This window comes from Shewanella sp. ECSMB14101, from assembly GCF_000773485.1.
Lineage (GTDB): Bacteria > Pseudomonadota > Gammaproteobacteria > Enterobacterales > Shewanellaceae > Shewanella > Shewanella marisflavi.
This window is the reverse complement of record NZ_JSFF01000024.1, coordinates 1-10,225: the sequence shown is the minus strand read 5'-3', so window position 1 is coordinate 10,225 and position 10,225 is coordinate 1. Positions and strand designations below refer to the sequence as shown.

Annotated in this window: 8 protein-coding genes; 2 read left to right on the top strand and 6 right to left on the bottom strand. The window is 43.6% G+C overall.

All coding sequences use genetic code 11. From position 1 onward, the window contains the following. Positions 1-22: 22 nt before the first annotated feature. The 6 genes from NY07_RS15800 to NY07_RS15775 form a co-directional block, all read right to left on the bottom strand. Positions 23-1,279 (bottom strand): restriction endonuclease subunit S, encoded by a 1,257-nt coding sequence (locus NY07_RS15800; RefSeq protein ID WP_052125823.1) that lies wholly within the window; start codon positions 1,277-1,279, stop codon positions 23-25. Continuing rightward, positions 1,269-2,906, bottom strand: a complete 1,638-nt coding sequence (locus tag NY07_RS15795) for an HsdM family class I SAM-dependent methyltransferase (RefSeq protein WP_033540326.1) — start codon at positions 2,904-2,906, stop codon at positions 1,269-1,271. The genes NY07_RS15800 and NY07_RS15795 overlap by 11 nt, the downstream gene beginning before the upstream one ends. Before the next feature lie 33 nt (positions 2,907-2,939). Then, positions 2,940-6,068: a type I restriction endonuclease subunit R gene (locus NY07_RS15790; protein WP_081953855.1), complete on the bottom strand. Its 3,129-nt coding sequence runs from the start codon at positions 6,066-6,068 to the stop codon at positions 2,940-2,942. A 19-nt stretch (positions 6,069-6,087) separates the two neighbouring features. Continuing rightward, positions 6,088-6,291 (bottom strand): helix-turn-helix domain-containing protein, encoded by a 204-nt coding sequence (locus NY07_RS15785; RefSeq protein ID WP_033539344.1) that lies wholly within the window; start codon positions 6,289-6,291, stop codon positions 6,088-6,090. Between the two features lie 676 nt (positions 6,292-6,967). Beyond that, entirely contained in the window at positions 6,968-8,383 is a 1,416-nt protein-coding gene (locus NY07_RS15780) for a DEAD/DEAH box helicase (protein WP_033540325.1), read from the bottom strand. A 5-nt stretch (positions 8,384-8,388) separates the two neighbouring features. After that, complete coding sequence (locus NY07_RS15775) at positions 8,389-8,928, bottom strand: hypothetical protein (RefSeq protein ID WP_033540324.1); 540 nt, start codon at positions 8,926-8,928, stop codon at positions 8,389-8,391. A gap of 131 nt (positions 8,929-9,059) precedes the next feature. Here NY07_RS15775 and NY07_RS15770 point away from each other — a divergent pair, with 131 nt between their 5' ends. Both NY07_RS15770 and NY07_RS15765 read left to right on the top strand, forming a co-directional pair. Continuing rightward, positions 9,060-9,266, top strand: coding sequence for a helix-turn-helix domain-containing protein (locus NY07_RS15770; RefSeq protein WP_033540323.1), 207 nt, complete (start codon positions 9,060-9,062; stop codon positions 9,264-9,266). Between the two features lie 445 nt (positions 9,267-9,711). Further along, on the top strand, positions 9,712-10,005 hold the full coding sequence (locus tag NY07_RS15765; RefSeq protein WP_033540322.1) for a hypothetical protein: 294 nt from the start codon (positions 9,712-9,714) through the stop codon (positions 10,003-10,005). Positions 10,006-10,225: the final 220 nt, after the last annotated feature.

Sequence of the window (10,225 nt, the reverse complement as noted above, 5' to 3'; positions counted from 1 at the left end):
GGTGGGGTGTAAGGTTTAACATTTAGCTCGCCTCCCCAACGGTGACTTGGCCGTTCATTAGCATGGGGAGGAGCCAGTCGCGGAGCTTCATAAGCTCGTGGCTCTGAAGCGCAAGATTCATAATCTTTTCAAATATGGGATCTGCTACTTTGTAGTAATCAGTCAAAACTTTCTCGCAAGGTATAACAATTGGGCTTCCTTCAATAACGCCTTTGTTAATATGAGGCTGCTGAGCCCCAGTCCGCAACCCCATTAATCTTGGGACTTCACGACAAAAATAGGGATATAAAAAGGAGCTTTTAAGCCTCTTACACTCTCTGATTCCTACCACTGATTGGTTTGTTGCAGCATCAATTCCCAGTATCGAAGGGCGAATATAACGAACAATCGAAATTACGACAGTTCCTTTAGATAAAAGCGTTGCTGCTGAGTTATCAATTCCAGCCCGAGTAATCTTTTGTTCAGATGTGATAATCGGAAATGATGCTGTTTCGGCTGAACTCAGCCATGGAATGTCTGCATTTTGCCAATATTCATCCACAGATGTCGATGGGGTTCCACCCAATTCAGTTTTTGATATTTTGCCGATATTAGTTGCCTCCCATCCCTCAGGTATTTCCCGCTTGAGGGTTGGGTTGTAGACCATTTTACCGCCGGAGGTTTTGTAGGGGTTGCCGTTGGCGTCTGGGAAGTCGAACTGCACAAACCAGTAGTCGTACAGGGTTTTGGCCATGGCTTCCAGCTCAGCGTTGATGTGGTTGTTGAGTTCAATTTTTTCCGATAGCGCTAAATACAGCTTTCCAACAGCCAGCTCAGCCTCACGGCTTTCTAGGCGAGGAATATTGAGTTGCTTTAAATCACCTTTTTTGAAATGCGGGATTACCAGTCCAACGTGGTAATTCTCGATTTTCTTTTGGATGTAGTCGGAACGTAAAACCGCAAACAAATACTGATAATCAATTTTTTCTGGATCACATCTAAATCCAATCATATCTTGGGCAAAACAAAATGGTACAGGTTCAGGAACCAAGCACACTCGACCAGGCGTGCCTTTATTCACAAAAATAATATCATTTGGTTCTGGATGAGCTCTAAACCAAGAGTCTTTAGTCTTTTCGTCGACATACCTAACATTTTCAAAAGTTGGGTAAATACTGCTATTTTTTATGCAGTTGGTAGCAATCAAGGGAAAACCTGATTCAGCAGTTGGCACCGTTTTTCCGCGATTATCTACCATAAAGGACAATAACTCAGTTATCGGAGTTGCTCTATTTTCCATACTTCAACCCCGCCAACTGCTTTTTAATCTCCGTTTCCAATTCACGAGACTGATTAAACAGGCTATCCAAGTTGCTGGTAAAACCCTGCATTTTCTCGGCAAACTGCTCTGGGGTAATATCTACATATTCCATTTTGACATCAAAGTATTGGCCTGCACTCAACGAGTAATTTTTAGCTTCGATGTCGTCATAACTCACAGAAACGGAAAAATCTTCAACTCCTTCTTTAGCGCTAAAGACATCAATAATTTGTTGTTCTTCTTCTGGCGTTAATACGGTTTTTTGGTTTTTACCGTCTTTGACTTTCTCGCCCAAGTTAGAGGCGTCCACCAAGACCACATCGCCATCGTTGCTGGCGTCGACAAACAGAATAGAAACGTTCGTGCCAGTGGTGGCGAAGATATTCGATGGCATGGAAACCACACCCGCCAGCATTTTGTTTTTCACCAAATGTTCGCGAATGCCTTTGTCAATGCCCGATTGTGCGGTAATAAAACCTGTGGGCACCACGACTGCGGCTTTGCCGCCCGGTTTAAGTGAGGCAATGATGTGCTGCAAGAACAATTGGTAGATTTCCATCTTGTCCTTGGCTTTGGCTTTAATCTTTGGAATACCCGCAAAGAAACGGTCTTTGTTTTCTTTGCTATCGAGTTCATCCCTAAAGTCGCTGAAATCGAGCTTAAATGGCGGGTTAGAAACAATATAGTCAAAGCGTTTTAGCTCTTTGCCGTCTTTATGGTAGGGGTGTAACACCGTATTGCCTTGGATCACATTGGGAATCGAGTGCACCAAGTTATTTAAGATTAAGTTTAACCGCAGCAGGTTAGAGGATTTTTGCGAAATATCTTGGGTGTAAATACTACAGCGGTTTTCACCAATGGCGTGTGCCACGTTCATCAGCAACGTACCCGAACCCGCCGATGGGTCGTAGCAACTGACATTGCGTACTGTACCGCGCTGTTCTTTGGGTATTAAGATTTCCGCTATAATGCGCGCTACCGCATGGGGGGTAAAATACTCAGCATATTTACCTCCAGAGTTGCTGTTGTAGTCTTTGATCAGGTATTCAAATATAGTGGCGTAGAAGTCGAATTTTTGCGTGAAAATACGCTCAAAACTGAACTCCACTAATTTATTGATAATGGCGCGGCAGAAGGCATCGCGTTTTGAGTCGTCAGCAATGTATTGGCTGATGCGGTCAAACAGCACCACTTTTGCCCCGCCATCGGTTTTTACTGCAAATACATCGTTATTGCTAATGGCAATGTCGATTAGGGTATCGTCAAACAGTTTGGCAAAATCCGGCGCGTTTTGTTGGCTAAACAGGTAGCTGATAAAGTGCTGTGGCTTTAAGCGTGCGGTATCGCCACCCATTTGTAGTTGCAGCATGTCGAGGTCGTCTTCGCTCATGGCTGCGAGGGCTTCTTCCCATTTATCGGCTTTGGCGATATTGTCGTCGAGCTTTTTCGCTTCAAAGGCGAACTTGTCGTTTAAAAACTTGTACAAAAACGTTTGGGTAATGATTTTAAATTCATTACCGTCGTTACCTAAACCATAGTTGGCACAGATGCTTTTTAAGCTATCGATTAATTCTTTGGTTTTTTGCTGAAATTCTAATTCAACCATTTGGTGTTTACTTCCTAATCAGTTTTACCTGCATTACCACGCTTGGCTGCCGGTATTAAATTCTTTTAAGTATTCCGCGACGACGAGGTGGTTAATGTAACGTGAGGCGTCGGCGTTGAGTTTAATTTGCTGTTCTTTCATAAAGCGGCCAATCACCAGCGGCATCATTTGCCGTTCAAAGTAGCTTTCGTTATCGAGCACTTGGCTGTTGTTGAGCACTTGCTCGTCGGCATCTTGTTTTACGCCTGCTAATGCCTCGAAAATTTTACGCTCTGACTCGCTGATGTCGCTTTGGCTTTGTTGGCGTTCTTGCAAGCGTTTGTGAATACGGGTGTATTTGGCATCGCCGAGGTACTTTTGCCTTAATTGGTTGTTTTGGCGGTTAAGCTCTTTGACACGGTCGTGGATTTTATTCAGCGCGTCAATGTTTGCAACCATTTCATCCTGGGTGACTTCGCTTAAGTTTTTCTTCTTAAACAAGCGCTCTAGCTCTTCTTTTAAGCTGGTAAACTGCGGGTCTTGCTGGTCAAAATTGCTGGCCAGTGCTTCGCGGGTTTGGCGCAGGGTGTTTTTTAGCTTGTCGGCCAGTACCAGTTCTTCTTCGCCAATTTTTACAAACTTGAATATCACGTCTTCTAAGGCGCGGTTGAGCAGGTTACTGGTGTCTTCACCGCTTTCTAAATCGTTTTTAAGGTTGAGTAAATCCAGATGGTTGCTGGTTTCGCGATACAGTACGTTGAGCTTGGCAAAATCCAGTTCATCGAGAAAGTCATACTCGCCCTGCAAACGGATCAAGTTATACAAACTGCGAGCATCGGCTAAGGCTTTTTTGAGTGCCAGCACGGTGTCGCGGTCTTGTATTTGGCTGATTTGGTTACAGAACTCTTCCATGTTGTCGGTATCAAAACGGAACAGTACGTCTTTGATATGCTCAATTTCTTGTTTGATCTCTTCCTGAGATTTAAACAGCTGTGAGTAATGCTCCATCTCATCACCCAACTCCGACTGTAGTTCGTCGAAATAGGCTTTGTTGGTGGCATCGAACTCTTTACGAATGTCGGCAAAATCCACCACATAACCGTAGCGAAAATCTTTGTAGGTACGGTTCACTCGCGTGAGCGCTTGCAGCAAGTTGTGCTTGCGGATCACCCGGCCAAGGTAGAGCTTTTTCAGGCGTTTGGCATCAAAACCGGTGAGCAGCATGTTATACACAAACAAAAAGTCAATCTTGCCTGCCTTGAAATCTTCGACCCAGTTTTTGCGTTCTTCTTTGGTGCCGATGTCGTGCAGGATCAGGGCGGCGTTTTTTACCTTCTGGGCTTGTTTAACCGATTCGGCATAAGCGGTTGGCGCAGGCTCGGCGACTTCGAGTACCTGGCTATTTGAATTGGATGTTTGCGGCAGAATGGGTGTATCGGCATAAACGCCATTGAAAATTTCAAACATCTGTTTAGCTTGGTCTGAGCTGTCGCAAATGACCATGCCACCAATCGTTGCGTCGTTTAATGCGCCACGGCTTTTTTCAAAATCGTTTACGATGTAAGTCAGCATGGGCTCAACAAAGCTTGGGTGGGAATAAATGAGTTTGCGATCGACATCGCCCATTTTCACTTCGGCTTCTTCAAGTGCTTTTTGCAATTCGATTTTGTATTGGGTGCTGATCTCTTCACGGATTAAGCGCAAAGTGTAACCGTCGGCAATGGACGCGTTGTAATAGTACTTGTGTATGTAGTCGCCAAATAACACGCGCGAGTTGTAGTCATCGCCTAATAGTGGCGTGCCGGTTAGGCCAATTTTGATGGCGTTGCTGTCTGACTGACTCAAGTTGGCCAAAAAACTGCCCTTGGGGTTATAGCTGCGGTGTACTTCATCTAAAAAGTACACGCGCTGTATCGTTACGTTATAGTCTTTGGTGCTAACTACATCAGGGTCATCTTTAAACTTTTGAATATTCACCACAGTGATTTCTGGCTTGCCAGAATGGTTGTGGATCACCTGCGTGGCTTTGATGTCGCGAGCAAAATCTTCTCGCGAGTTGACGGTATATACCGTAAGGCCACGGGCGGTAAATTCACGCTGCGCTTGTTGTAATAAGTCTAAGCGGTCAACAATAAAGTAAAACTTAGGGATGACTTGCTGCTTTTGGAAGTAGTCGGTTAAAAAGCGTACGTTGTAAAACGTTAGGGCGGTTTTACCACTGCCTTGTGTGTGCCAAATAATGCCTTTTTTAACGCCCTCGCTGAGCTTACGTTCAATGGCTTTGGTAGCAAACAACTGCGGGTAACGCATGATGTGCTTTTGTAGGCCATCTGACTCAGACACATAGGTCAGTGCATAGCGCAAGATAAAGGCTAAGCGTTCACGGCTTAGCAACGACGAACAAATGCGATTGGTTGGGCGCTCGGGCTGCTTGTTAGTCTGGAACTCTGGATTACTACGAATAACCTCGAGATTATTGTCTTTTAAAACTTTTAGCTCATCCTCCTCCGACACCTGCTTCAGCAAGGCGGTTAAGTTTAAGACTTCTTCTTCGCGGAAATAGTTAAATACCGGCTTATGGTAAGAGCTACTAGCGTAGAAGGCACCTTGCACAGGCTCTGGGTCGCCGTCATCATACTCCATGTTATTGGAGAAAATCATAAACTGCGTGATGTTGGCAAAACGCTTGAACTTAGGGTTTTGAAAGCGCTTGTTGATGCGAGCTCGCTCGGCCAGAATGCCTTCACGGTTATTGGGTTTTTTCACCTCAATAAACACTAGCGGCATACCATTGATTAGCAACGTGATATCTGGGCGGAATTCTTCATCGCCGTTTTGACATGTTAGCTCTGTGACAACATGGAAGGTGTTGTTATTGAAATTCTCAAAGTCGATCAGCTTGGTATTTGAACGCTCCGATAGGCGTTCAAAGAAGGCTTTACCTAAGTCTTCGTTATCGAGCAATAATTTGACGTCTTCTAGCAAGCGCCCTGTTTCTGCATCATCAATACTAGGGTTAATTTTGCTAATAGCCGTTTTGAATACGTCAGGGAAAATATTGGTGTCGAGATCCCAGTTTTGCCCTTTGAGTGACAGGTACTTATAACCTAGACGCATTAGGTGCAGAATTGCAGGGATTTTTACCCGGCTATCTTCATTAAATTTATTGGTGTTGAAGGCCATAACATTCCCTGTAGTCGTTTTAATTCGGAACCTGTTCAAGCAAATCACTTAAAGGGCAGTTAAATAATTCGCACAGCTTATCGAGCGCCTCTAAGTCCACTTTAAGAGCTGTTTCTTTGTAAAGTAGCGTGACCGTGGTACGGCTTAGGCCGGTTTCTCGCATCACGTCGCTAATGCGCATTTTTCTCTCACCCATTAAACGGGCTAGGTGGCAGCGGATCATGCTCTCTCCACGGTGTTTTTTAACCATAAATTTGGGACTTTATCACTGTTGCTTACCCTACCACGATTATGATTATTCTCAACTTATTTGAGTTAAAACCAAATAATTTAGCTCATTTGTTACTTGTTCTGTATTGGTTGTAGGTGCTCTGGCAGTTCACAGCAAGGCGACAAGCCCACACGGGACTCATCGCAACTTTAGTCATCCAAGATACAGCCTTTCACGCAGTACATTCGTGGGCGCGTGTTGTCGGGCAGGCTGACTTTGTGCTGTGGCCGATTACCATCGTCGACTAGGTTGCCTTCCTCTATCAGCGCTTTGGCGGCGCGATCTGGGCTTAAGCCTACGGTGGCTTCACGCCAGCCGGTTGAATATGCTAAACAAGCGGCATAAGCTGGAAAATCTCATTAAGGTATTGGTACTAATCTAGGGGAAAGGTCACATGCAACTGATTGTCTTGAAAGTATGAATTACGATTTTTAGGATAACAATCCTATCAGCATTCGTATTGTAGGGCATACGTTTAAAAAGGTTATTCAAAGTTAGATATAAGCTGTTCTCTAAAACCACCTAAAATCTCAAAAGATAGTTACAGAACTTTTAGCTTCGTATCGCAGAAAAAGCCATTATGCATAAATCTTGAAAAAGTGGTGTCACCATACTTTGTTGTGAGGGTTTAGAACGGAGAGCTAAAGGTTGAAACAACTCTCTCTCTGAAACCGCCGAGAAGCTCAAATGACAATGAGGCTACAGGAGGTGAGTGTTTTGCCGATGCTAACTCTGCCAAATGTGATGGCGTATGTTCATCAAGGCAGGCTCGTCCAAATTTAAGCTCGCTAATGGACGTTGGGGGAATATTTTTGGATAGCAAAGGAAGGGTATTGCCTCGGCCCTGTGAAACTTCTGGTTCCAGCGCTTCCCGGAATACCACTTGAATGTCAGGTATCTCTTCAGCTATGCGGTTTGCAAACTCGACAAGTTTTGGTGCAGCGAAGGTGTATAGCCAGGCTTCTTGGTTTTTGCTTTTGTTTTTACGTAATACTCTACCTAGAACTTGCCTAAAATAGAGCTCAGTTTTGACTCTGCTTAGGTGACAACATACTTGGAGACGTGGGATGTCAGTCCCCTCACTAATCATACCAACACTAACAATCCAGCTTGTTGTGCCATTCCTGAATCCATCGATTTTTAATGAAGGTTGTTGTTCTTTGTAGGTAACGATTTCAGCGGTTTGTGCAAACTCCTCTCTGAGAATATTCAGAATATGTGAAGCATGCTCTACTGATGATGCAACGACTAGTCCTGCTGCATTTGGATTGTGTAACCTAATGCTATTGAGCTTGTTTGTCGCTAGCTTTAACACATGTCGTACTGCCAAATCATTTTTGATGACCGATTGATAAGAAACCGAAGAACCTTTGAATAGATCATCCAGACAATTAAACGTCTTAGTTTCATTCTCTTCATCAGTAACCGAAATTTTTTCATTATCAATTAATACGATCTTGGGATTTCTGCATACTCCGTCAGCTACAGCTTCCCTTAAACCGTATATGTAATCACATTGAATTTGGTTGTTCGGATCTGTGTAACGAGATAGAGCTATAGGTGCCTGATCTGAGCGCCATGGAGTGCCAGTTAATGCTAGGGTGTATTCTGCTTGGTTTTGAATATTCAGTAAGATCTCTTCTCCCCATGCATTCGCATCTTCTAAAGAACTGCCTGAGCAATGATGGATCTCGTCAAAAACAACGAGTACGCGATTTCGTTTTAGTAGTTGCCAAAAGTTTTCGTTGAATGACAGCATACTTTGATAGGTATAGGAGCAACCAATAGCCCCTATTACGCCATCGAAACGACAATCTAATCGTTTTGAAAATGCGGACCTGATCCCCTGAGATATATTGATGGAAGGTGAAAAGCAAAGCACAAAGTCGATTAGGCCTTTTTCAAATAGTTGAGCTGCTACCTCGGCTGCCATAATCGTCTTACCGGCGCCAGGCGTCGCTAAGCATAGGAAATGCCTGTGCTTGGCATTAAAGTGCTTTAGAGCGCGATTGACGCACTCTGATTGCCATAGTCTTAGTTGCATGAAGATTATTTACGTTGGTGAGAGAGGACAGATTTAATAGCCTTGATTTGCCCAAGTAGTTTTGAGCTTTTTTCTCGGGCTTGTAAGTACTGGGATTCGAGATGTGCCTTCATTTCGGGGAAAGACTGATACAACCGCATATACTCTTCAGATTCACCAATGCTAGTAAGCAGATCCACTTCAGATTCTTTCAAACGCTCTTCAAGTTGCCTAATGGCGTGATTAGTCGTCGAGGGGGCTGATGTGATCTGGTTTGCCGTGGCCGCTGTTGTATTTTGCACGATGAATTTGGTCTCAAAAAACAGCTCAGACTTTTGGTACACAATCCTTTTAGAGTTTTTTGTTCCCTTCTTAAGCAGTAAGCCTTTCTTAACCAGTCTATGGATTTGCCTGTAAACATACTTGCGAGCTTCGATTGGCTCTTCGGTCGTTGAAGACATTGCCAAGTATGCGTCACGTAATCGTGTCACACTGAAGTTGTCAAAGTTCTCATCCTGGAGAATTGAATTTAGTTGAGCGTTAATCTTGATGGATGGTTTTGACATTACTTTCTCGCAAAGCGGCTCTTTATCTCTAACTCTCCGGGATAGGAGAGCTTTGCATTATAAATGCGGATTATAATCCGTGGCTTTATAAGCCGCAACTTTGGATAGTCTTTCTCTTTACGAGATGAAAAATGAAAGACTTAGCTATCCAGTTTGGTGCGAAATTACGCGATAAGCGCAAGGCTCTCGGGATCTCGCAAGATAAAATGGCGTTATTAGCAGAGATAGATCGTAGCTATGCAGGACGAATTGAGCGTGGTGAGGTCAACATTACGCTCGAAAAGGCCTATCAACTCGCTGAGGTTTTGGGGTGTGACGTAAGGGAGTTACTGCCCTAGTTTAAGAACGGCCGCTATTGCAACTTCAGAGTCAATACTTTCTTAACTAGGAAATGCCCCAAAGTGAGTTGGTGGTCAGCTAGTAAATCGCAAACTTACTACTCAACAATTTCTTATCTAAGTGCTGTTTGTGCGATTCACCACAAGAAGTAGAAACTGGACAGATACAGAGTCATATTTAAATTATGTGACTTTTGGGTGATTTTGAGCCTAAATTCGTGCGCGTTTTGCCGTTATTGATAATATAACTCCGTTTAAAATCAAATGATTGCAATCCTTGTCAAGTTGATAATAGGTTTGGAAAACGCGCATGCGCGTTTTTCCAGATGGTATATTAAGCAAAATGCTGATAAGTTCATTGTATACAGATAGTTAACTGTGCGCGTTTTTACTGGTCCAATGAGGTAAACGCGCATGCGCACTAATAAAATGTTATGAGTAAGCAATGACCGAATTAGAAAAGTTAATTGAGCTACTATCTGCTATGCATGAGGACAATATGGATTGTGGAATAGCTCAAATGCTATTTGAAAAGCTAGATTGGTCAAAGATGCCTGAAGTGGAAGATGTTTTTGGAAATCTATATCACTATTGGCATGATGAAGATATTCGCGAAAAAGAGGAAGAATATAAATTGATGCAGGAAAATGAATTAGGAAAGTTAATTTCTTTACTAAAACACGGCGACTATGAAAATGCTTCAAACATTTCGTTTCTACACGAGTCAAAAAACTCATAACAATCGCACGCATTGCGCCGCTGGCGCGGCGGGACGCACTGCACTACGTTCCGTGCGCCCATGGTGCGGGCGTTAGGTGAAATCGTGATCTGGATCATCTCGATAATTATTGGCTTGCTTGTTCTAGTTGGTGTTTTTGCACTGACTCATAATACTGATCCTGTTGATAGAACACCTGAAGAGATAGCGGGAATATTAGAGTCTTGGATAAACGACGAAG

Coding starts and splice junctions, on each gene's coding strand:
- NY07_RS15770 (WP_033540323.1), top strand. CDS start 9,060: ATGAAAGACTTAGCTATCCAGTTTGGTGCGAAATTACGCGATAAGCGC.
- NY07_RS15790 (WP_081953855.1), bottom strand. CDS start 6,068: ATGGCCTTCAACACCAATAAATTTAATGAAGATAGCCGGGTAAAAATC.
- NY07_RS15785 (WP_033539344.1), bottom strand. CDS start 6,291: ATGATCCGCTGCCACCTAGCCCGTTTAATGGGTGAGAGAAAAATGCGC.
- NY07_RS15775 (WP_033540324.1), bottom strand. CDS start 8,928: ATGTCAAAACCATCCATCAAGATTAACGCTCAACTAAATTCAATTCTC.
- NY07_RS15780 (WP_033540325.1), bottom strand. CDS start 8,383: ATGCAACTAAGACTATGGCAATCAGAGTGCGTCAATCGCGCTCTAAAG.
- NY07_RS15800 (WP_052125823.1), bottom strand. CDS start 1,279: ATGGAAAATAGAGCAACTCCGATAACTGAGTTATTGTCCTTTATGGTA.
- NY07_RS15795 (WP_033540326.1), bottom strand. CDS start 2,906: ATGGTTGAATTAGAATTTCAGCAAAAAACCAAAGAATTAATCGATAGC.
- NY07_RS15765 (WP_033540322.1), top strand. CDS start 9,712: ATGACCGAATTAGAAAAGTTAATTGAGCTACTATCTGCTATGCATGAG.